At 73.7% G+C, this 22329-nt stretch carries 21 protein-coding genes; 4 read left to right on the forward strand and 17 right to left on the reverse strand.

The window, feature by feature from the left end; translation table 11 throughout:
- Entirely contained in the window at window positions 1-777 is a 777-nt protein-coding gene (locus G3T38_RS19210) for a hypothetical protein (protein WP_163774206.1), read from the reverse strand.
- Window positions 778-900: 123 nt separating this feature from the next.
- On the opposite strand from G3T38_RS19210, the gene treY reads away from it, so the two are divergent.
- Window positions 901-3264, forward strand: a complete 2364-nt coding sequence (treY, locus tag G3T38_RS19215) for a malto-oligosyltrehalose synthase (RefSeq protein WP_163774208.1) — start codon at window positions 901-903, stop codon at window positions 3262-3264.
- Window positions 3261-5039 (forward strand): malto-oligosyltrehalose trehalohydrolase, encoded by a 1779-nt coding sequence (gene treZ / locus G3T38_RS19220; RefSeq protein ID WP_163774210.1) that lies wholly within the window; start codon window positions 3261-3263, stop codon window positions 5037-5039. The genes treY and treZ overlap by 4 nt, the downstream gene beginning before the upstream one ends.
- Window positions 5040-5058: 19 nt before the next feature.
- On the opposite strand, the gene G3T38_RS19225 is transcribed toward treZ, so the two are convergent.
- Complete coding sequence (locus G3T38_RS19225) at window positions 5059-5490, reverse strand: nucleoside deaminase (RefSeq protein WP_163774249.1); 432 nt, start codon at window positions 5488-5490, stop codon at window positions 5059-5061.
- Between the two features lie 40 nt (window positions 5491-5530).
- Complete coding sequence (locus tag G3T38_RS19230) at window positions 5531-6010, reverse strand: tRNA adenosine deaminase-associated protein (protein WP_338037767.1); 480 nt, start codon at window positions 6008-6010, stop codon at window positions 5531-5533.
- Between the two features lie 104 nt (window positions 6011-6114).
- Between G3T38_RS19230 and upp the strand changes: the two genes are divergently transcribed.
- Complete coding sequence (upp, locus tag G3T38_RS19235; RefSeq protein WP_163774212.1) at window positions 6115-6756, forward strand: uracil phosphoribosyltransferase; 642 nt, start codon at window positions 6115-6117, stop codon at window positions 6754-6756.
- A 121-nt stretch (window positions 6757-6877) separates the two neighbouring features.
- Here the strand turns inward: upp and ccsB are convergent, their stop codons facing one another.
- Genes ccsB through hemL form a run of 6 tightly spaced genes read right to left on the reverse strand, consistent with a single transcriptional unit; the run spans window position 6878 to window position 13071 of the window.
- On the reverse strand, window positions 6878-7918 hold the full coding sequence (gene ccsB, locus G3T38_RS19240; protein ID WP_163774214.1) for a c-type cytochrome biogenesis protein CcsB: 1041 nt from the start codon (window positions 7916-7918) through the stop codon (window positions 6878-6880).
- The gene (gene resB, locus G3T38_RS19245; protein ID WP_338037768.1) at window positions 7915-9597 is read right to left on the reverse strand and encodes a cytochrome c biogenesis protein ResB; all 1683 of its coding nucleotides are present in this window, start codon (window positions 9595-9597) and stop codon (window positions 7915-7917) included. Before resB ends, ccsB begins: the two co-directional genes overlap by 4 nt.
- Window positions 9594-10403 carry a cytochrome c biogenesis CcdA family protein gene (locus G3T38_RS19250; protein ID WP_163774256.1) on the reverse strand — a complete coding sequence of 270 codons (810 nt, stop codon included), beginning with the start codon at window positions 10401-10403 and terminating at the stop codon, window positions 9594-9596. The genes resB and G3T38_RS19250 overlap by 4 nt, the downstream gene beginning before the upstream one ends.
- Complete coding sequence (locus G3T38_RS19255) at window positions 10396-10998, reverse strand: TlpA disulfide reductase family protein (RefSeq protein ID WP_163774215.1); 603 nt, start codon at window positions 10996-10998, stop codon at window positions 10396-10398. Before G3T38_RS19255 ends, G3T38_RS19250 begins: the two co-directional genes overlap by 8 nt.
- Window positions 10998-11699: a histidine phosphatase family protein gene (locus tag G3T38_RS19260; RefSeq protein WP_163774216.1), complete on the reverse strand. Its 702-nt coding sequence runs from the start codon at window positions 11697-11699 to the stop codon at window positions 10998-11000. The genes G3T38_RS19255 and G3T38_RS19260 overlap by 1 nt, the downstream gene beginning before the upstream one ends.
- A gap of 25 nt (window positions 11700-11724) precedes the next feature.
- Window positions 11725-13071, reverse strand: coding sequence for a glutamate-1-semialdehyde 2,1-aminomutase (gene hemL, locus G3T38_RS19265; protein WP_163774218.1), 1347 nt, complete (start codon window positions 13069-13071; stop codon window positions 11725-11727).
- A 247-nt stretch (window positions 13072-13318) separates the two neighbouring features.
- On the opposite strand from hemL, the gene G3T38_RS21095 reads away from it, so the two are divergent.
- On the forward strand, window positions 13319-14611 hold the full coding sequence (locus G3T38_RS21095; protein ID WP_194247592.1) for a lytic transglycosylase domain-containing protein: 1293 nt from the start codon (window positions 13319-13321) through the stop codon (window positions 14609-14611).
- Window positions 14612-14702: 91 nt separating this feature from the next.
- Here G3T38_RS21095 and hemB read toward each other — a convergent pair whose 3' ends face one another.
- The 8 genes from hemB to G3T38_RS19310 all read right to left on the reverse strand — a co-directional run bounded on the left by hemB (window position 14703) and on the right by G3T38_RS19310 (window position 22311).
- Entirely contained in the window at window positions 14703-15716 is a 1014-nt protein-coding gene (hemB, locus tag G3T38_RS19275) for a porphobilinogen synthase (protein ID WP_338037769.1), read from the reverse strand.
- 8 nt (window positions 15717-15724) lie between these two features.
- Window positions 15725-17440, reverse strand: a complete 1716-nt coding sequence (locus tag G3T38_RS19280; protein ID WP_163774220.1) for a bifunctional uroporphyrinogen-III C-methyltransferase/uroporphyrinogen-III synthase — start codon at window positions 17438-17440, stop codon at window positions 15725-15727.
- The gene (gene hemC / locus G3T38_RS19285; RefSeq protein WP_338037770.1) at window positions 17437-18408 is read right to left on the reverse strand and encodes a hydroxymethylbilane synthase; all 972 of its coding nucleotides are present in this window, start codon (window positions 18406-18408) and stop codon (window positions 17437-17439) included. Before hemC ends, G3T38_RS19280 begins: the two co-directional genes overlap by 4 nt.
- Window positions 18405-19709 carry a glutamyl-tRNA reductase gene (locus tag G3T38_RS19290; protein WP_163774221.1) on the reverse strand — a complete coding sequence of 435 codons (1305 nt, stop codon included), beginning with the start codon at window positions 19707-19709 and terminating at the stop codon, window positions 18405-18407. Before G3T38_RS19290 ends, hemC begins: the two co-directional genes overlap by 4 nt.
- Entirely contained in the window at window positions 19706-20419 is a 714-nt protein-coding gene (locus tag G3T38_RS19295; RefSeq protein ID WP_163774223.1) for a redox-sensing transcriptional repressor Rex, read from the reverse strand. Before G3T38_RS19295 ends, G3T38_RS19290 begins: the two co-directional genes overlap by 4 nt.
- 121 nt (window positions 20420-20540) lie before the next feature.
- The gene (locus G3T38_RS19300; protein ID WP_163774226.1) at window positions 20541-20945 is read right to left on the reverse strand and encodes a GtrA family protein; all 405 of its coding nucleotides are present in this window, start codon (window positions 20943-20945) and stop codon (window positions 20541-20543) included.
- Window positions 20942-21967, reverse strand: a complete 1026-nt coding sequence (locus tag G3T38_RS19305) for a glycosyltransferase family 2 protein (RefSeq protein WP_338037771.1) — start codon at window positions 21965-21967, stop codon at window positions 20942-20944. The genes G3T38_RS19300 and G3T38_RS19305 overlap by 4 nt, the downstream gene beginning before the upstream one ends.
- A gap of 80 nt (window positions 21968-22047) precedes the next feature.
- Window positions 22048-22311: a glutaredoxin family protein gene (locus G3T38_RS19310; protein WP_338037772.1), complete on the reverse strand. Its 264-nt coding sequence runs from the start codon at window positions 22309-22311 to the stop codon at window positions 22048-22050.
- Window positions 22312-22329 lie beyond the last annotated feature (18 nt).

A 22329-nucleotide genomic window follows, 5' to 3' on the forward strand; every position in this document is an offset into this window, starting at 1 on the left:
TCAGCCCATCAACGAGTTCAGGTCGACCACGTCGGCGTCGTCCGGGGCCTCGAACGAGACGTCCTCGTCGAAGTCGGTGAGGTCGAACGAGCCCTCGTCGCCGCCGTCGACGCGCACCGCGTAGTGCGGCTCGTCGACCGCGACCCACAGCGTCGCCGGCGTGCCGTCGCTCTCGTGGTCGATGGCGATGGCCTCGACGCCGTCGACGTCCTCGACGTCGCCCTTGGTCGCCTCGCTGTTGTCGTCGTCATCGTCGTCGTCATCGTCGAAGAAGGCCTCGATGGTGCAGAAGTCGTCGAAGCTGCCCTCCTCGTCGGTGATCCACTTGCCCTCGACCTGGCTGAGCAGCTGGTCCAGGGTGGCGTCGTCCATGCCGGTGCCGCCGAGCTGGGCGCGCCAGAAGTCGGCGGTGGGGCGGTACCACCCCTCGTCGCCGATCTTGAGCACCTCGACGTCGCTGCCGTCGATGCCGACCGTGCCCTCGCACCCGTCCGTGGCGAGCACGAGGTCGAGCGACGCCTCCGAGCCGTCGGACTGCATCTCGCCGACGATGCGGAACGACGACGCGTTCTTGGTGGCCTCCTCGGCCGCGTCCATGATCGCCTGCGCGTCCTGGTCGACGAACGACGACGAGTCGCCGGAGTCCCCGGAGCCGTCGGAGTCGTCGGAGTCGCTGCCGCACCCGGCGAGCACGGTCGTCGCCATCACCGCGGTGCCGAGCAGCGCCATGCCGCGGCGCGCCCCTCGTCCCGTCGTGCCTCGCATCGTCAGTCGCATCGGTCGTTCTCCCCACGTGGTCGTCGTCTCGGGTGGCCGCCGTCGGGTACCGGCCCCGGCTGCCACCCCCACCCTAGGCTGGGACGACCAGCCCGCCCGGTCACCCCACCCCACGGAGCTCACTTGACCGCCACGCCGCCCGCTCGCGTCCCCACGAGCACCTACCGGCTCCAGATCACCTCCTCCTTCGACCTGTACGCCGCGGCGCGCGCGCTCCCGTACCTGCACGCGCTCGGGGTGGACTGGGTCTACCTCTCCCCCGTGCTCGCGGCCGAGCCGGGCAGCGACCACGGCTACGACGTGGTGGGCCACCACGGCATCGACGCCTCCCGGGGCGGCGCCGCGGGCCTCACCGCCCTGTCCGCGCGGGCCCGGTCGCTCGGCATGGGCGTGCTCGTCGACGTCGTGCCCAACCACGTCGGCGTGGCGACCCCCGCGCAGAACGCCTGGTGGTGGTCCGTGCTCACCGCGGGCGAGGCCTCGCCGTACGCGAGCGCGTTCGACGTCGACTGGGCGGCCGGCGGCGGCCGGCTCCGGCTGCCGGTGGTCGGCGACGACGACCTGCTGGCCGACGGCGGCATCGACCACCTGCGGGTCGTGGACGGCGAGCTGCGCTACCACGACCACCGGTTCCCGATCGCGCCCGGCACGCTCGTCGAGGGGGGTGGCGGACCGGACGCGCGGGCGACCCACGCGGCGCAGCACTACGAGCTGGTCGGCTGGCGCACCGCCGACGACCGGCTGAACTACCGACGCTTCTTCGCGGTCAACACGCTCGCCGCCGTGCGGGTGGAGGAGCGCCGCTGGTTCGACGCGACCCACGCGGAGATCGGTCGGTGGTTCGCGGAGGGCCTCGTCGACGGCCTGCGGGTCGACCACCCGGACGGGCTCCGCGACCCGGTGGGCTACCTGGAGGACCTGGCGGGGCTCACCGACGACGCCTACGTGCTCGTCGAGAAGATCCTCGAGCACGGCGAGCGGCTGCCCGACGGCTGGCGGACCGCGGGCACGACGGGGTACGACGCGATGGCGCTCGTCGACCGCGTGCTCGTCGACCCCGCCGGCCAGGAGCCGCTCGACGCCCTCGAGGCCTCGCTCCGCGGCGCACCGGTCGACTGGGAGCAGCTCGTCCACGACCGCAAGCGCGACGTCGCCGACGGGATCCTGGGCTCCGAGGTCCGCCGCATCTCCCGCGAGGTGGTCGGCGGCCCCGAGGCGCCCCCGGAGGTGGTGGACGCCGTCGCCGAGCTGGTCACCACGATGCCCGTCTACCGGTCCTACCTGCCGGTGGGGCGCGAGCACCTCGACCAGGCGTTCGCCGCCGCCCGCGCCGCCCGGCCCGACCTGGCCGCCACGCTCGACGCCCTCGCGTCGGTGCTGGGCGACCCGGCGCACCCGGCGGCCGTGCGGTTCCAGCAGACCTCCGGCATGGTGATGGCGAAGGGCGTCGAGGACTGCGCGTTCTACCGCTCGTCGCGCCTCACCAGCCTCAACGAGGTCGGCGGCGACCCGTCGGTCTTCGCGACCACCCCCGACGACTTCCACGCCGCGATGCTCGAGCGCCAGGCCACCCGGCCCCAGGCCATGAGCGCCGGTTCGACCCACGACACCAAGCGCGGCGAGGACGTGCGGGCGCGCATCAGCGTGCTGGCCGAGGTCCCGGACCTGTGGGCGGGGGCCCTCTCCGAGCTGCTCGAGGCCGTGCCGGTGCCGGACCCCGGGTTCGCCGCCCTGCTCTGGCAGGCGATCGTCGGCGCCTGGCCGGCGTCGCCGGGCACGGACTACCGCCGCCGTCTCCACGGGTACGCCGAGAAGGCGATGCGCGAGGCCGGCGACGGCACGACGTGGACGGCCCCGGACGCGGCGTACGAGGACGCGATGCACCGCTGCGTCGACGCCGCCTTCGACGACCCCCGCGTGCGCCGCGTGCTCGCCACCCTGCTGGACACGGTGGTCGACCCCGGGTGGTCCAACGCGCTGGCGGCCAAGCTGCTGACGCTGACGATGCCCGGCGTGCCGGACGTCTACCAGGGCAGCGACCTGTGGGAGCAGTCCCTCGTGGACCCCGACAACCGGCGGCCGGTGGACCTCGACCTGCGCGCCGAGGTGCTCCCCGCCCTGCTCGGCGGCGTGACGCCCCCGCTCGTCGGCGGCCTGTCCGACTCGGGCGCGGTGAAGCTGCGCCTCGTGGCCACCGCCCTGCGGCTCCGCCGCGACGAGGCCCACCGCTTCACCGGCTACGCCCCGGTGGGCGCCACCGGACCGGCGGCGGACCACGTGCTCGCCTACGACCGCGGCGGCGTCGTGGCCGTCGCCACCCGCCTCCCCCTCGGTCTCGAGCGGCGCGGCGGCTGGGGCGACACCGAGCTCGACCTGCCCCCCGGCCGCTGGTTCGACCGGATGGCCGCCCGACCGGTGACCGGCACCCGCGTCGCCGACCTGCTCGCGACGTACCCCGTCGCCCTGCTCACCCGGGAGGACTCGTGACCGACCACCGCTTCTCCGTCTGGGCGCCGCGGCCGCGCACCGTGCGGCTCGTCGTCAGCACCGGCGACCACGAGGAGGTCGTCGACCTCGCCCGGGGGGCCGACGGCTGGTGGGCGCCGCCCGCCGGCACCCTCGACCGCTTCGACCTCGCGGCCTTCCCCGAGGGGGTCGACTACGGCTTCCTCCTCGACGACGACCCCGACCCGCGCCCCGACCCCCGGTCGCGGCGCCAGCCCGCGGGCGTGCACGGCCTGTCGCGCACCTTCGACCCGGGCGCCTTCACGTGGACCGACGACGGCTGGACGGGTCGGCAGCTGCCGGGCGCGGTCGTCTACGAGCTGCACGTCGGCACCTTCACCCCCGAGGGCACGCTCGACGCGGCCGCCGGCCGCCTCGACCACCTGCTCTCCATCGGCGTCGACCTCGTCGAGCTGCTGCCCGTCAACGCGTTCAACGGCACCCACAACTGGGGGTACGACGGCGTGGGCTGGTTCGCGGTGACGGAGGCGTACGGCGGGCCGGCCGCCTACCAGCGGTTCGTCGACGCCTGCCACGCCGCGGGCCTGGGTGTCGTGCAGGACGTCGTCTACAACCACCTCGGTCCGTCCGGCAACTACCTGCCGCTCTACGGGCCCTACCTGGCGACCGGCCGCAACACGTGGGGCGACTACGTCAACCTCGACGGCGAGGACTCCGACGAGGTGCGGCGCTACGTGCTCGACAACGTGCGCTCCTGGTTCCACGACTTCCACGTCGACGGCCTCCGGCTCGACGCCGTGCACGCGCTCAAGGACGTCTCCGACCGGCACCTGCTCGAGGAGATGGCGGTCGAGACCGCGGCGTACTCGGCGCAGGTCGGTCGACCGCTCACGCTCATCGCGGAGAGCGACCTCAACGACCCCGTCATGTTCACGCCGCGCGAGGCCGGCGGCCACGGCCTCACGGCGCAGTGGAGCGACGACTTCCACCACGCGGTGCACGTGGCGCTGACGGGCGAGACGAGCGGCTACTACGCGGACTTCGAGCCGTTGGCCGCCCTGCAGAAGGTGCTCACCCACGGGTTCTTCCACGACGGCACCTACAGCTCGTTCCGCGAGCGCGACCACGGCGTGGCGATCGACCGGGCCACCACGCCGACGTGGCGGCTCGTCGTGTGCTCGCAGAACCACGACCAGATCGGCAACCGCGCCCGCGGCGACCGGCTCACCGAGCACCTCGACGACGACCAGCTCGCCACGGCCGCGCTGCTCACGCTGTGCACGGGCTTCACCCCGATGCTGTTCCAGGGCGAGGAGTGGGCGGCCTCGAGCCCGTTCCAGTTCTTCACGTCCCACCCCGAGCCCGAGCTCGGGAAGGCGACCGCCGAGGGGCGGATCGAGGAGTTCGCCAAGATGGGCTGGGACCCCGCCGTGGTGCCCGACCCGCAGGACCCGGAGACCTTCACGCGCTCCAAGCTCGACTGGTCGGAGCTGACGGAGGGCCGCCACGCGGTGCTGCTCGAGGTCTACCGGTCGCTCGCCCGTCTGCGCCGCAGCCAGCCCGACCTGCTCGACCCCGACTTCACCTCCACCGGCTGCGAGGTCGACGAGGCGACCCGTGTCGTGCGGGTGCGGCGCCGCAGCGTGGAGCTCGTGCTCGCGCTCGGCACCGAGCCCGTCACCGTCGACGTGCCCGCGGGGCGCGCGGTCGTGTGGGCGACGCCGGGCGGGTACGACGAGCGCGGCGCCTCCGTCGTCGTGCCGCCCCACGGTGCGGTGGTCGTCGCGGACGCCTGAGGGCGGACGGGCGGCGCGGTCAGCGCTGCTCGGCGAAGAACTCCTCGAGGAGCCGCGCCGACTCGGCGGCCATCACCCCGGTGACCACCTCGGGGCGGTGGTTGAGGCGGCGGTCGCGCACGACGTCCCACAGCGACCCGACGGCGCCGCCCTTCTCGTCCCACGCGGCGAAGACGATGCGGTCGACGCGGGCGAGCACGGCGGCGCCGGCGCACATCGTGCACGGCTCGAGCGTGACGACGAGGGTGCAGCCCGACAGGCGCCACTCGCCGACCTCGCGGGCGGCCGCGCGCAGGGCGACGACCTCCGCGTGACCGGTGGGGTCGCCGTCGGCCTCGCGCACGTTGCGGCCGCGGGCGAGGATGCGCCGGTCGGGTCCGAGCACGACGGCGCCGATGGGCACGTCCCCGGTGGCGCGCGCGGCCGCCGCCTCGGTGAGCGCAGCACGCATCGGGACGTGCCAGCGGCCGCCCTGCGGGTGGATCACGACGTCACGCGGAGGTGAGCCCCACCGCGTCGTCGAAGAGCCGGCCGAAGCCCAGCTTGCGGGCGATCTCCGAGACCATCTCGTCGGGGTAGAGGTCGAAGTCGTCGAGCAGGAGGCCGAGGTCCATGGCGTTCATGCCGAGGTCGGCGAGCAGACCGAGGTCGCCGGCCGGCTCCTGCTCGTCCTCGTCGTCGGGCATCGGCAGGTCGAGGGTCTCCAGCGCGGAGCGGGCGATCTCCCACTCGTCGGCCGCCGTGACGTCGGAGAGCAGCACCCGCGTGCGGGCACCCGCGACGCGCAGCAGCACGAAGAAGTCCTCGTCGACCGCCACGACACCGATCGCGCCGCCGTCCCCGGGGAAGCGGCGCAGCGCCGCCGCGAACTCGTCGACCGAGTCGAGCACGTCGTCGACGATCTCGTGCAGCTGCCAGACCCCCTCCTCGCGGTAGGCCACGAAGGCGAAGTCGATGTTCTCGGTCTCCACGTCGATCCCTCCTCGTGCCGTTGCGGACCCTCCGGGCCCCAGCGTGACAGACCCGGCCACGACACGCCATGGTGATACGCGCTGCTCACCGTAGGGTTCAGCCCATGGACACCCTCGTCGTCGACCACCCGCTCGTCGCCCACAAGCTGACCGCACTCCGCGACGAGCGGACCGACTCCCCCAAGTTCCGTCGTCTCGCCGACGAGCTCGTCACGCTGCTGGCCTACGAGGCCACCCGCGACGTGCGCGTCGAGCCGTCCGACATCACCACGCCGGTCTCGCCCACCACGGGCGTGCGGCTCTCGAGCCCCAAGCCCCTCGTCGTACCCATCCTGCGCGCCGGCCTCGGCATGCTCGACGGGATGGTGCGGCTCCTGCCCACGGCGGAGGTCGGCTTCCTCGGCATGGTGCGCAACGAGGAGACGCTGCAGGCGTCGACGTACGCCGAGCGGCTGCCCGACGACCTGTCGGGCCGCCAGTGCTACGTGCTCGACCCGATGCTCGCGACGGGCGGCACCCTGGCCGCCGCGATCCGCTTCCTCGTCGACCGCGGCGCCGACCACATCACGGCCGTGACGCTGCTGTGCGCCCCCGAGGGCACGGCCCGGCTCGAGCAGGAGCTGGCCGACCTCTCCATCCCCGTGACCGTCGTGACGGCGGCGATGGACGAGCGGCTCAACGAGCAGGGCTACATCGTGCCCGGTCTCGGCGACGCCGGCGACCGGCTGTACGGCGTCGCCGACTGACGTCGCTCCCGAGGTGGTGGCACTTTCCCCGGTCGACCGGGGAAGGTGTCACTTCGACCATCAACGTTGATGGTCGAAGCGGCGTGTTCCCCGGTCGACCGGGGAAAGTGGCGCGGCCGGCTCAGGCGTACGAGTGCATGCTCGACGTCGAGAAGAAGTTGATCCCGATGAAGTTGAACCACAGCGTCGCCAGGCCGATGAGCGCGAGGATCGCGGCGTTGCGGCCCTTGAAGCCGGCGGTGGCGCGGGCGTGCAGGTACGCCGCGTAGACGACCCAGGTGATGAACGCCCAGACCTCCTTCGGGTCCCAGTTCCAGTAGCGGCTCCAGGCCTCGTGCGCCCAGATCGGGCCCGTGATGAGCACCGCGAAGGTCCACACCGGGAACGCGAAGGCGTGCAGGCGGTAGGTCAGGCGGTCGAGGCCGACGAGGTCGGGCACGCGGGCGAGGTAGCCCCGCACGACGGGGGCCTCGGCGCCGTCGACCGGGTCGACGTCACCGGCAGGAACCGCAGCCTTCGCCTTCCGCTCCGCGCGCTCCTTGAGCAGGAACAGGATCGAGGTGAAGCCGCCGAGCGTGAAGGCGGCCGTGGCGATGACCGCGGAGACCACGTGGATGACGAGCCAGTAGGAGTTGAGCGCCTCCGTCAGCGGCGCCACCGGCTGGTAGAGCCAGATGACGTCCACCATCAGCACCGTCACGACGAAGCCGGTGACGATGGGGCCGAGCCAGCCGAGCCGGAACTTCTTCAGCAGCACCAGGTAGGTCAGCGTCACGAAGAACGAGCCCGACAGTGTGAACTCGTACATGTTGCCCCACGGCACCCGCGCCGGCTCCGCCGCGAGACCGCGGCCGAGGAGCGCGACGAAGTGCGCACCGGCGGCGAGGACGGTGAGCATGATGCCGAGCCGCTCGCCCATGGCGACGCGCCGGCGGGTGTCCTCCCCGGCCGCGTCGGCGACCTCGGCCTCGGTCCACGCGTCCGCCGTACGCCGCGGGGAGCGCCCCGCGCCGGCACCGACGGCCACGCGCGACGCGGTCGCGACCGGCACCTTGCGCAGCGACGCCCACTGCCACAGGTGCGCCACCAGCGCCAGGAAGTAGAGGATCCCGCAGAATCCCACGGCCTGGTTGCTCAGCGTCTCCCACGCCTCGTTGCTCACGGGCGGTCCTCCTCCTGCGCGGGCCGGGCCCGCTCGTCACCGGCGGCGCCGTCCGGCGCACGCACGTCCTCCAGGATGCCCTCGAGGGCCTCCTCGCCGCCACCGGCCCCGGTGGAGCGATCGAGCACACCGACGGTGACCAGCGCACCGTCGCCGTCGTCCTTCACGCGCACCCACACCCGGCGGGGGCGGATGAACAGCGAACCGAGCAGGCCGAGCAGCGCGGCGACGACGCCGCCGAGCGCCACGAGCTTGCCGGGCGTCTCGCTGATCTGCACGCGGTTCCACTGCTGGATCCCGTCGAAGCTCACCGTGCCGAGCCCGTCGGGCAGGTCGGCGCTCTCGCCCGGCGCCAGGTCCATCCGGAACTGCGCCCCGCCCGTGCCCTCGACGGGCGTCAGCCCGTCCATGTCGAGCGCGTAGACCGACTGCGGGGTGCCGTCGTCCATCCCCAGGTCGCCGGTGAAGACGACCATGGAGAGGAAGGGGTTCTGCGCCTCGCCGAAGACCGAGTAGGGGCCGGTCTCCATGTCGAAGCCGTAGGTCGGGTAGAACTGGCCCTGCAGCCCCACCTGCTGCTCCAGGCCGTCCGGCACCTTGACGACGCCGAAGCTGGCGAACGTCAGGTCCGTCGGCAGGAAGATCGTGGGGCCGGAGTAGACGACCTCGCCGTCGGGGTCGCGCACCGTGATGACGGGCGCGTAGCCGTGGCCGATGAGGAAGACGTCCGTGCCGCCGATGCTCAGCGGGTGGTTCACCTTGAGCTCGTACGACTTCTGCTCCGCGTCCGGGTCGGTCGCGTCCTCGACGTACGTGATCTCCGAGGCGAAGCCGCGCGCCTGGCCGAAGGCCTGGCCGGAGCGGTACCAGTCGATGGTGAAGTCGTCGACCGTGAACGCGAACGGCTGCAGGTCGTCGGCGGACCAGAGGCTGCCGGGGTTCAGGTCGTCGTACTGCGTCAGGTTGTTGGAGAACCCGCCGCCCTTGAGCACGATCACGCCGCCCTGGAAGCCGAGCAGGCTGCCCATGGCGAAACCGGCGAGCACGACGAGCACCGACAGGTGGAAGACCAGGTTGCCGGCCTCGCGCAGGTAGCCGCGCTCGGCCGCGACCACGACGTCGCCGTCGGGGTCCACGTCGGTGTCGACGACGCGGTAGCGCCGCTTGCGCAACGCCGCGGCGTACCGCTTCCCGATCTCTTCGGCGCTCCCGGGGTCCCGGTACGCCGCGTGGTCGGGCAGGCGGGTGAGGTTGCGGGGCGCGCGGGGCGGGCGCGCGCGCACCGCCTTCGCGTAGACCTTGATGCGCGGCAGGATGCAGCCGACGAGCGACACCATGAGCAGCAGGTAGATGGCCGCGAACCACGGCGAGTCGTAGACCGAGAACAGGCCGAGCGCCTCGTAGACCGGCGTCAGCTTCGGGTGGCGGTCCTGCCACTGCGAGACCTCGAAGGCGTCGACGGCCTGCTGGGGCACGACGGATCCGGGGATCGCCGCGAGCGCGACGAGCAGCAGCAGCACGAGCGCCGTGCGCATCGACGTCAGCTGGCGCCAGCCCCAGCGGACGAGCTCGACGGCGTTGAGCTCGCCGCTGCGCCGGCCCGGATTGCCGGAGCCCGGCCCCTCGACGGGGGCGGCGCCGGGCTCGACGTCGGCCCCGGGGGTGTCGCGCCCGCTCACACGCCCACCTCGAACCCGGAGATGAGGGAGCGCTGGAGGTCCTGCACCACGACGTCCCACCACCCCGTCACCAGGAGCACGCCGACGGCGACGAGCATGAGGCCGCCGATGCGCATGACGAGCACCTGGCGCTTGCGGAGCCAGCCGACGGCGCGCATCGACCAGCCGAAGCCGAGGGCGATGAGCACGAAGGGGATGCCGAGGCCGAGGGCGTAGACGCCGGACAGCAGGGCCCCGCGCCCGGCGGTGCCCTCGTTGTAGGCGAGCGAGGTGATGGCGACCAGCGTGGGTCCGACGCACGGCGTCCACCCCAGGCCGAAGAGGAACCCGAGACCCGGAGCGGCGAGCAGGCCGACGGACGGGATCTTGTGGATCCGCACGTCGCGGTCGAGGCCGGGGATCCGCAGGAAGCCGGCGAACGCCAGGCCGAGCACGATCGTCAGGGCGCCCAGCACCACCGTGAGCGTGCGCCGCCACTCGAAGAACCAGACGGCGATGCTGGCGGACGCGACCCCGAGCAGGACGAACACCGTGGCGAACCCCGCGACGAACAGCAGGGACCCGGCGAGCAGGCGCCCGCGGCGTACCCGCGTCCGCTCGAGGGTCGCCGCCCCGCCGCCGGTGGTCCGACCGCCGGTGGCGTCGACGACCTCGGCGGCGGACATGCCCGTCGCGTAGGACAGGTAGCCGGGCACGAGCGGGAGCACGCACGGGGAGAAGAAGGAGACGAACCCCGCGATGAGGGCGACCGGCACGGCGAGCAGGAGCGAGCCGCCCGCGGCGGTCTCCGCGAACGCGTCACCCATCGCCCTCACCGGCCCCGCCCTCCTCGTCGATGACCGTCTCGACGAGCGTCACCACGGTGGTCGCGGACGGCACGCGCCCGACGATCGTGGCCGCGACCCGCCCCTCGCTGTCGAGGATCGTGGTCGACGGGATGGCCCGCGGCGACAGGGAGCCGGCGAAGGCCAGCAGGGCACGGCCGTCCGGCGAGTAGAACGAGGGGTACTCCACCTCGTACTCCCGCTCGAAGCTCTGCGCCTGCGCGGTCGAGGAGTCGCGGTTGTTGATGCCGACGAACACCGCGGAGTCGCCCAGCTGGTCGGCCGCCTCCACCAGGTCCGGCGCCTCGGCGCGGCAGGGCGGGCACCAGGAGCCCCAGACGTTGACGACCACGGGCGTGCCCCGGAAGTCCTCGAGCGAGAGCGGCTGGCCCTCGAGGTCCTCGCCCTCGAGCACGATGGGCTCGCCCCGGTCGGCGGGCTCGTACTCGGTGAGCTGCCCGTCGGCGGACACGTAGCCCGCGTCGCCCGTCGCCTCCACGTCGCTGCAGCCCGCCAGGAGGGCGAGGCCCAGCAGCAGGGCCGCCCCGGCCGGGGCGGCGCGCCGTCGGTTCCGCATCAGGGTCGGTGCTCCTCCGCCGCGCCGCCGGCCGAGAACGGCGCTGCCTTGTCACGGGTGGGGATGAGGTCGCCTGCCGGCTCCGAGTACGTCAGGTGGGTCAGCAGGTCGCCGCGGAAGTGCAGCGAGGTGAGCGAGCACAGCGTGCACTGGCGCTTGCGCGGGTCGTGCAGGAACGAGCGGTTCTCCACGACCAGGCGCGTCGTCCAGATCGGGAGCTGGTGGGACACGACCACGGCCTCGTTGGGCTGGCCCGCGACCGCCTCGGGAGCCACGGCCGCGGCGTCGCGCGCGTCGTGCACCGCCGCCAGCATCCGCGCGGCGACCTCCTTATAGGGCTCGCCCCACGACGGCGTGAACGGGTTCCACAGGTGCCGCCAGGTCGACGGCTTGCGGAGCGCGTTGTCGCCGCCGCCGAACCGCATCCCCTCGAACTTGTTCGTCGACTCGATGACCCGCGCGTCCGTGACGACGTCGAGCCCGCGGGCCGCCGCCAGGGGCGCCGCCGTCTCCTGCGCCCGCTCGAGCGGGGAGACCCGCAGGTGGACGATGGGACGGTCGCCGATGCGCTCGGCGACCCGCTCGGCCATGGCCCGGCCGTTGGCGGACAGGTGGAACCCGTCGCGGCGGCCGTAGAGCACGCCCTCGGGGTTGTGCACCTCGCCGTGGCGCAGCAGGTGGACGACGGTCTGCTCGGTCATCGGTTCCTCTCGGTGGTCCGCCCGCTCAGGCGGGCGATCCGTACGTCGCGGCCGCGGCCCGGGCTGCTGCGGGGAGCGCGGCCAGCACGTGCTGGACGGCGCGCTCGTCGTGGGCGGCGGAGCAGAACCACACCTCGTACGCCGACGGGGGCAGGTGCACCCCGGCGTCGAGCATCGCGTGGAAGAAGGCCGCGTAGGCGGGCAGGTGCTGGCGTCCCGCCTCGTCGAAGTCCCGCACGGCCGTCAGGGTCGAGCCCTGCTCCAGCAGGAAGATCGAGAACATCGTGCCCGCGCGCTGCACGAGGTGGGGCACCCCGGCCTCGCCGAGCGCCGCGGAGGCGGCCTCGCTGATCGTCGTCGCGACGGCGTCGACGTGGGCGTAGACCTCGTCGGTGGCGAGCCGCAGCGTCGTGAGGCCCGCGGTCGTCGCGACGGGGTTCCCCGACAGCGTGCCGGCCTGGTAGACGGGCCCCTCGGGTGACAGCAGCCCCATGAGGTCGGCGCGACCACCGAAGGCCGCGGCGGGCAGCCCGCCGCCCATCACCTTGCCGAAGGTCATGAGGTCGGGGACCCAGCCCTCGACCGCGCCGTCGAGGCCCCACCCGCCCCGCTTGGTGGCCCGGAACCCCGTCATCACCTCGTCGGAGACGAACAGCGCGCCGTGCGCGGCGCAGGTGGCCGCGAGGAAGGCGTTGAACCCGGGCTCCGGGTTGACCACGCCCATGTTGCCGGGCGTCGCCTCGGTGATGACGCACGCGATGCGGTCGCCGTGCTCGGCGAAGACCCGCTCCACCGCGGCGCGGTCGTTGTAGGGCAGCACCATCGTCAGGTCCGTCGCGCTCTGCGGCACCCCGGGGGTGCCGGGCACCGCGAAGGTGGCGAGGCCCGAGCCGGCGCTGGCGAGCAGCGCGTCGACGTGGCCGTGGTAGCAGCCGGCGAACTTGACGACGACGTCCCGGCCCGTCGCGCCGCGCGCGAGGCGGATGGCCGACATCGTCGCCTCGGTGCCCGACGACGTGAACCGCACCCGCTCGACCGGCGTGCGCGCGACGATCTCCTCGGCGAGGAGCACCTCGGGCTCCGTCGGCGTCCCGTACGACGTGCCCCGCGCCACCGCGGCCTGCACGGCCTCGATCACCTCGGGGTGGGCGTGACCGAGCAGCATCGGCCCCCAGGAGCCGACGAGGTCGACGTACTCGTTGCCGTCGACGTCGGTGAGCCAGGCGCCCTGCGCCGAGGCGATGAACCGCGGCGTGCCGCCGACGGCACCGAAGGCGCGGACGGGCGAGTTGACGCCGCCGGGGGTCACGGCCGACGCCCGCGCGAAGAGGTCGGCGGAGCGTGCTGTCGGACGGGAGGTCGGGGCAGTCACCGGCCCATTCTCGCGCAAGCCGGCAAGCAAGGCACATCGGGCTACGACACAGCGTCGTTGATGGCGGGTCCACCCATCGCAGCAGAGGGCTGACACGCAACGATTCCTCAAGGTATCCTCAAGAAGATCGGCGCTTGGTGAACAGTCGTAACCTCCGGGGAACACCGGCGTTAGTCACGTCACACGGCTTGAGGGAGCCACGGATCCGAGCGTGAGCCACGAGGCGCACGGGCGATGGGGAGAGCAGATGAGCAACAGCAAGTTCGCGCGCTGGCAGAAGGCGACCGCGCTCGCACCGATGGCGGCCCTGTCGGCCGCCGCCACGGTCGTCATCGCCGGGTCCGGCGGACCGGTCGGCACCCTCACGGCCGCCGACGACACCGTGACGGAGGGCGCGATCGCCGTCCCGACCGACGCGGTCGAGACGCCGGCGAGCGTCTCGGTCCCCGACGCGGTGACGCCGACGACCGACCCGCAGATCGTCAGCGCGAGCAGCACGAGCGGCATCCCGGCCGTGGCCCTCGGCGCCTACCAGCGGGCGCAGACGATCATCAACGGCGCCGACACCTCCTGCCGCATCTCGTGGCAGCTCATCGCGGCCATCGGTCGGGTCGAGTCCGACCACGGCCGCTTCGGCGGCGGTCAGCTCTCCGACGAGGGCGTCGCCACCCCCGGCATCTTCGGCATCCCGCTCGACGGCACGAACGGCACGACGCGCATCCTCGACACCGACGCGGGCGAGCTCGACAACGACGCGACCTACGACCGCGCCGTCGGCCCCATGCAGTTCATCCCCTCCACGTGGCGGGTCATCGCGGTCGACGCCAACGGCGACGGCGTGCGCGACCCCCAGAACGTCCACGACGCGGCGCTCGGCACGGCGGTCTACCTCTGCTCCGGCACCGAGGACCTCTCGACCGAGGCCGGCAAGCGGGCGGCGGTGCTGCGCTACAACCAGAGCGAGGAGTACGTGAACCTCGTCCTCGCGATCGAGCAGGCCTACCTCGACGGCGAGTACACGTCGGTGCCCAACGCCGTGGCCTCGGCCAACTACTTCGTGCCCGACCCGGTGCGCCCCCAGACCGGCGGCTCGGTCGACTCGGCCGACCCGGGCACCGTCGGCGGTGGCAGCGGCGGCTCGACGCCGGGCAGCACGCCCGGCACCGGCGGCAACGGCGGCTCCGGGGGTTCGGGCAGCACCGGCGGCAGCGGCGGTTCCGGTGGGGGCACGGGCGGCTCCGGCGGCTCGGACGGCGGCGGCTCGACGCCCGGCACGGGTGGTGGCTCCGGCGGTGGCACGCCCCCCGTCCCGACGCCCACCCCGACGCCGACCGAGGAGCCGAAGGACGGCGGCCTCGCCGACCTCCCGAAGGACCCGGTGGGCACCGTGGGCGGCGTCGTCACCGACCCCGTCGGCACGGTCGGCAACACGCTCACCTGGCTGCAGGCCAGCGTCTCCTGCAACGCCCAGGGCAAGTTCGACAACCCGTTCAAGACGAACGACCCGTGGGACCTCTGCATGAAGGCGCTCGGCTACTGACCGCCGGTCGCCCCTGACGACGAAGCGCCTCGGACCGTGCGGTCCGAGGCGCTTCGTCGTTCGTGGCCGCGCAGGGGGCCGCGTCGTCGGGTCAGCGCAGCATCCGCGCGGCCTCGGCGGCCCAGTAGGTCAGCACCACGTCGGCGCCGGCCCGGCGGATCGAGACCAGCGTCTCGAGGATCGCCGCCTCACGGTCGATCCAGCCGTTGGCCGCGGCGGCCTCGACCATCGCGTACTCCCCCGAGATGTTGTAGGCCGCGACGGGCACGTCGACGGCGTCCCGCACGCGGCGTACCACGTCGAGGTAGGCCAGCGCGGGCTTCACCATCACCAGGTCCGCGCCCTCGGCGACGTCCAGCTGGGCCTCGCGCACGCCCTCGAGCGCGTTGCGGGCGTCCTGCTGGTAGGTGCGCCGGTCGCCGACGAGCGACGAGTCGACGGCCTCGCGGAACGGGCCGTAGAACGCGGAGGCGTACTTCGCCGAGTAGGCCATGACCGCCACGTCGGTGGCGCCCACCCCGTCGAGCGCGTCGCGGACGACGGCGACCTGGCCGTCCATCATCCCGCTGGGCCCGAGCACCGCGGCGCCGGCGGCGGCCTGCGCGCGCGCCATCTCGGCGTACACCTCGAGGGTGGCGTCGTTGTCGACGCGGCCCGCCGCGTCGAGCACGCCGCAGTGGCCGTGGTCGGTGAACTCGTCGAGGCAGAGGTCGGCCATGACCGGCAGCGCGTCGCCGACCTCGGCCGCGACGTCGGCGATCGCCCGGTTGAGGACGCCCTCGGGGTCGACGGCGCCGGAGCCCACCGCGTCCTTGGCCGTGGGCACGCCGAACAGCATGATGCCGCCCAGCCCGAGCTCCGCGGCCTCGACGGCGGCGGCGCGCAGCGAGTCGCGCGTGTGCTGCACGACGCCCGGCATGGAGCCGATCGGCACGGGCGCCTCGGCGCCCTCCCGCACGAACACGGGGAGCACGAGCTGGCCCGCCCGGAGCGTGGTCTCGGCGACCAGCTCCCGCAGGGCGGGCGTGCGGCGCAGGCGGCGGGGGCGCAGGTACGGCGACTCCACGGGCGGGCGCACGAGGCCCGCCCGCGTGCCGTCCTGCACCGGCCCGGTCAGTTCGAGACCTTCCGCCGCGACGTGGTCTTGCGGTCCGACGGCTTGGTCACCGGCTGGCCCGACTCCAGGAGCGCGAGACGACGGGCGGCACCGAAGTCGGCGAGCGCGTCGGCCAGCACCTCGGCGGACGGCGAGGGCGCCATGACGTCGACGCGCAGGCCGTGCTCCTCGGCCGTCTTCGCCGTGGCCGGGCCGATGACGGCGATGACCGTCGACGGGTGCGGCTTGCCCGCGATGCCGACGAGGTTGCGCACCGTCGACGACGACGTGAAGACGACCGCGTCGAACTTGCCGGTCTTGATCGCGTCGCGGACCGGCGCGGCCGGCGGGGCGGCACGCACCGTGCGGTACGCCGTCACGTCGTCGCACTCCCAGCCCAGGTCGATGAGGCCCGCGACCAGGTTCTCGGTCGCGATGTCGGCGCGCGGGAGGAAGACCCGGTTGATGGGGTCGAGCACCTCGTCGTACTCCGGCCACACCTCGAGCAGACCGGCCGCGGACTGCTCGCCCGTCGGCACGAGGTCGGCCCGCAGGCCCCAGGCGCCGATCGCCTCGGCGGTCTTGTCGCCGACCGCGGCGATCTTCAGGCCGGAGAAGGCGCGGGCGTCGAGCCCGTACTCCTCGAACTTCTCGCGCACCGCGCGCACCGCGTTGGCCGAGGTGAACGCGATCCACTCGTAGCGGCCCTCGACGAGGCCGCGCACGGCCTTGTCCATCTGCTGCGGGTTGCGGGGCGGCTCGACCGAGATGGTCGGCACCTCCTCGGGCACGCCGCCGTAGCCGCGCAGCCGCGCCGACAGGGGGCCGGCCTGGTCCTTGGTGCGGGGCACCAGCACCCGCCAGCCGAAGAGCGGCTTCGTCTCGAACCAGGACAGCGTCTCGCGGAGGTCGACGACCTCGCCGACGACCGTGACGGCCGGCGGCTGGATCTTCGCGGCGCGGGCGTCGGCCGCGATGTTCTCCAGCGTCGACGTCACGGTGACCTGCTCGGTGGTCGTGCCGACGCGCGTCATCGCGACCGGCGTCGAGGCCGGGCGGCCGGCCGCGACGAGCGCGGAGGCGACGTCGGCGATCGGACCGACCGAGCTCAGCAGCACGAGGGTGCGACCGTCGGCGTACTGGCTCCAGTCCACCTTGTCGGTGCACGACACCACGGTCACCTCGCGGTGGCTGCGGGTGGTGAGCGGGATCCCGGCGTACGCCGGCACCGCGGTCGCCGCGGAGACCCCGGGGACGATCTCGAAGCCGATGCCCGCCTTGACGCAGGCCTGCGCCTCCTCGGGACCGGAGGCGTAGAGGAACGGGTCGCCGGTCATGAGGCGCACGACGTGCTTGCCCGCCTTGGCGGGCTTGAGGAGGACCTTGGCGCGGGCGGCGTGGGTCAGCGGCTGGCCGTCCTCGCCGAAGCCGCCGTCGAGGAACACGGGCCCCTCGTCGACGACGGTCTCGTTGCCGTCCTCGTCGGTGACGACGGTCGGCGTCGGGATGCCCAGCACCGAGCGCACGAGCACCTCGTGGTCGGGGGCCTCCGTGACCACCACGTCGGCGGCCCGGAGCAGGTCCAGCGCGCGGACGGTCAGCAGGCCCGGGTCACCGGGGCCGCTGCCGACGAACGACACCCAGCCCCCGTCGGGCGTGCCGGTCGCCACGGCCGGCGAGCCGCCCGGCGCGGCGGTGGTGCGGTCGTTGCTCCCTGCGGTACGTCGCGTCATGCGTGCTGCTCTCCCACTCGGTCGGGACCCCCTGGCTGAGGGCCTTCCATCAGATCGGCGGCACCGTCGGCCAGCATCTCCTGGCCGAGGCGGCTCCCGACGCCGAAGGCGTCGCCGGGGGAGCCGGTGGTGGACATCCGGATGCTCAGGGCGCCGTCCAGGGACAGCACCACCGCACGCACCCAGAGCTCCTCGCCGTCGTCGCCCTCGACGACCTCGCCCAGCGCACCCACGGGCGCGGAGCAGCCGGCCTCGAGCGTCGCCAGGACGGCGCGCTCGGCGGTCACGGCCGCCCGGGTGGCGGGGTCGTCGAGCACCGACAGCGCCTCGACGAGCGAGACGTCGTCGGCGCGGCACTCGACGGCGAGCGCTCCCTGGCCCGGGGCCGGGAGCATCTGGAACGGGTCGATCACCTCGGTGACCTCGTCGACGCGGCCGAGCCGCGCGAGCCCGGCGCGGGCCAGCAGCACCGCGTCGACCTCGCCCGCGGCGATCTTGCCGATGCGGGTGTCGACGTTGCCGCGGATCGGCACGATCTCGAGGCCGAGACCCAGCGCGGCGAGCTGGGCCGCCCGGCGGGGCGAGCCCGTGCCGACGCGGCTGCCCACGGGCAGCTCGCCCAGGGTGAGGCCGTCGCGGGCGATCACGACGTCGCGCGAGTCCTCCCGGGGCGGGACCGCGGCGAGCGCGATGCCGTCGGCCGGGGTCGTCGGCAGGTCCTTGAGCGAGTGCACGGCGAGGTCGACCTCGCCGGCGAGGAGCGCGTCGCGCAGGGCGCTCACGAACACGCCGGTGCCGCCGATCTGCGCGAGCGGGGCGCGGGACACGTCGCCGTGGGTGGTCACCTCGACCAGCTCGACCTCACGCCCCAGGCGGGCGCGCAGGGCATCGGCGACGTGGCCGGACTGGGTCATGGCGAGCGCCGAGGCACGCGTGCCGAGGCGGAGGGGGCGCAGCGGGGCGGTCACGGACGACCTCCCGGGCGGGTGACGGCGTCGACGGCCTCGGGGTCGAGGGCGAACAGCTCGGCGAGCGCGGCGGCGTAGGACACCGCACCCTGCTCGTTGGCGAGCTGCTTGACGCGGACGGTCGGCTGGTGGAGCAGCTTGTCGGCCACGCGTCGCACCGTGTGGAGCACCTCCGCGCGGGCCACGGGGTCGAGGTCGGGCAGGCGGCCGTCGAGGCGCGCCATCTCGTTGTCGACCACGGTCGTCGCCATCGTGCGCAGAGCGACCACGGTCGGCGTCACGCTCGCCTGGCGGCGGGCGGTCGTGAACGCGGAGATCTCCTGCGTGACGATCTCGCGGACGGCGTCGATGCCCGGCGCGACCTCGGCGACCCGCAGCTCCTCGGCGAGGCGCGAGAGCCCCAGGAGCTGCACGCCCGGCAGGTGCTCGACCGCGGGCTCGACGTCGTGGGGCAGCGCCAGGTCGACGATGGAGAGCGGGGAGGTCGGGTCCGCCTGGCCGCTGCGGGCGCGGGCGAGGAGCTCGCGGGTGACGACCGTGCCGGTCGCGCCCGTGCAGGAGACGACCACCTCGGCGCCGATCAGCTCGCGCTCGAGGTCGGCGAGCAGGGCCGCACGCGCGCCGTACTCCACCGCGAGCCGCTGGGCGCCGCCCTCGCTGCGGTTGACGACGACGATCTCGCCGGCCCCGGCACGGGCCAGGGTCGCGACGGCGAGCGAGGCCATCGAACCGGCACCGACGACGACCGCCTTCGCGCCCGTCAGCCCGCCCACGTGGGGGGCGGCGAGCTCGAGGGAGGCGGAGACGAGGGACGGCGCCGCACGGTCGATCTCGGTCTCCGCGTGGGCGCGCTTGCCGACCCGGAGGGCCTGCTGGAAGAGCACGTTGAGGGCGGGACCGACGGTGCCGAGCTCCTGGCCGAGACGCAGTGCCTCCCGCGCCTGGCCGAGGATCTGGCCCTCGCCGACCACCATGGAGTCGAGGCCGGCCGTGACCCGGAAGAGGTGGGAGACGGCGGCGTCGTCGTAGTGCACGTAGAGGTGCGGGAGCATCGCCTCGGTGCTCGCGCCACCGCGCTCGATGAGCAGCCGCGAGATCGTCTCGATGCTGCCGTGGAACCGCTCGACCTCGGTGTAGACCTCGAGGCGGTTGCACGTCGAGATCACGGTGGCCTCGGTGACGTGCTCCGCGTTGACGACGTCGGCGACGAGCTTCTGGGCCCCCTCCGGGTCGAGGGCGAGACGCTCGAGCACCGTCACCGGAGCGGAGTGGTGGGACACCCCCACGACCAGGACGCTCATCGGACCTCCTCCCGGCCACCGACACCGGTGGCCACCGGCTCCCCGTCCGCGAGGTAGGACGGCGAGCGACGCTGCTCGTGGAAGGCGAGGATCTGCAGCTCGGTCGACAGGTCGACCTTGCGCACCTCCACGCCCTCGGGGACCGACAGCACGGTCGGTGCGAAGTTGAGGATGGCGGTGACCCCGGCCGCGACGAGGCGGTCGGCCACCTCCTGCGCGGCCGCGGCCGGCAGGGCCAGCACGCCGATGGCGACGTCGAGGTCGGCCACGACCTGCTCGAGGTCGTGCACCGGGCGCACGGCGACGCCGCCGACGACGGTGCCGTGCAGCCGCTCGTCGGCGTCGAGGAGCGCCACGACGCGGAAGCCGCGGGTGCGGAAGCCGGCGTAGTTCGCGAGGGCCTGGCCGAGGTTGCCGAGGCCGACCACGACGACGTTGCGGTCGGTGGTGAGGCCGATCTCGCGGGCGATCTGGTAGCGGAGGTGCTCGACGTCGTAACCGACCCCGCGCGTCCCGTAGGAGCCGAGGTGGGAGAGGTCCTTGCGCAGCATCGCGGAGTTCACGCCCGCCGCCACCGCGAGCGCCTCGCTCGAGCAGGTGGAGGTGCCCTCGTCGGAGAGCAGGGTCAGCGCACGGAGGTAGAGGGGCAGCCGCGCGACGGTCGCCTCCGGGATGCCCCGGGGGCTCTCGGCCTGGGTCCGTGCAGTCAACGTGTCTCGTCTCCAGCCGCGCGCGAGCACCTACTCGGACTTTCGGGCGCCTCGGGGGTTGGCGAGCGGCCCGCTCACTGTAGGTAGTCCGGGGCGGGAGAACAAAACGGGAGGGCAGGCCTCAGCGGCCGCCCCGCGGCCATACCACGAATCGGTAGGCGGCGAAATTGACGACGAGGCTGCAACCTATCGCAACGATCTTGGCGACCAGCAGGGGGTCGACCAGGAGCAGCGCGGCGTGGATGAAGAGCGGCTGCAGCACCCACATGGTCGTGCCCGTCGTGGCGACGAACAGCCCGGCCTGGCGCCACGTGAGGCGCCGCGCCGAGAAGGTGAACAGGCCGTTGACGACGAAGCTGAACGCCATGCCCGCGCTCGTCGAGACGAGGTTCGCGAGCACGATCCCGAGCGACGCGTGCAGCAGCAGGAAGAGGCCGACGTCGATGGCGGTGTTGAGGATCCCGACCCCGGCGAAGCGGACGGCGGGAGGGAGGGCCGCGCCGCGGCGTACGGCGGGGGCGGTCATCCCCGAGGGTCGCGGGCGTCGCGCGTGCCGGGGGCGCTGCGGCGGCCCCGCGCCGCGAGGGCGAGCGAGTAGAGCGGGCGGTCCTGGGTCTCGACGTAGACACGGCCGAGGTAGGAGCCGATCACGCCCATCATGATCAGCTGCAGGCCCGAGAGCAGGAACATGCCGACGCCGAGGAACGCCCAGCCCGGCACCGCCTGCTCCGGCGTGAAGACCCGCACGGAGAAGACGTAGACCGCCAGCAGCACGCTGATCGCCGAGATGGCGAACCCGAGCTTGCTGATCATCCGCAGCGGCGCCGTGGAGAACCCGAGCAACCCGTGGGAGGCGAACGAGAGCATGGTGCGCAGGTCGTAGCCCGACGCGCCCGCGTGGCGCTCGTCGCGGTCGAACAGCACGGCCTCCTGCCGGAAGCCGACGTGGGCCACGATCCCCCGCAGGAAGCGGCCGTGCTCGCGGTAGCGGCCCACCTCCGCCACCACCCGCGCGTCCATGAGCCGGAAGTCGCCGACCTCGCGGGGGATCTCGACGTCGGCGAGGCGCGCGAGGAGCCGGTAGAAGAGGCTCGCGGTGGTGCGCTTGAACCACGTGTCCTGCCGGGTGCGTCGCTGCGCGTAGGCGACGTCGACACCGGTCTCCCAGAGCGCGATCAGCTCGAGGCTGACGCGCGGCGGGTCCTGCAGGTCGGTGTCCATGACGACCACGGCGTCCGCGTCGCCGGCCGCGTCGAGCCCGGCGGTCAGCGCCACCTGGTGACCGAAGTTGCGGGACAGCGCCAGCACCGCGACCCGGTCGTCGGCGGCCCGCAGCGCCAGCAGCTGCTCGAGGGAGTCGTCGCGGCTGCCGTCGTCGACGTAGAGGAACTCGAAGTCCAGGTCGGGCCGCTGCGCGGTGGCCGCCAGCAGCGCGGCGTGGAAGGCCTGCAGGGTGCGACCCTCGTCGTACACCGGGAGCACGTAGGCGACGCGGCGACGCACCTGCGCGTCGGCGGGTACGGCGCTGGTCGCGGCGGGCTCGGACACGATCGGGGAGTCTACGGAGCGCGCCCGTGCGGGGGCTGTGGAGCGGCTGGGCGAGGACCGTGCGGCGTGGCCGGCGACCGTCAGGACAGCGCCGCGCGCAGCCGGTCGGGATCGACGCGCCAGAAGTCGTGCTGGCGGCCGTCGACGTAGGTCACCGGGATCTCGTCGAGGTCGACGTGGGCGGCGGCGTCCTCGTCCTCGTCGACGTCGACCTCGCGGAAGGTCTCCCCCAGCTCGGCGCACACCGCGGCGACGACCGCGCGGGCCGTCTCGCACAGGTGGCAGCCGTCGCGCCCGAAGAGCACGACGCGCGGCTCGCGGGTCGCTTCCGGTGGCAGGGTCACGCTCCTCATCCTAGGCTC

This window comes from Nocardioides zeae, assembly GCF_010686755.1.
GTDB classification, from domain to species: domain Bacteria; phylum Actinomycetota; class Actinomycetes; order Propionibacteriales; family Nocardioidaceae; genus Nocardioides; species Nocardioides zeae.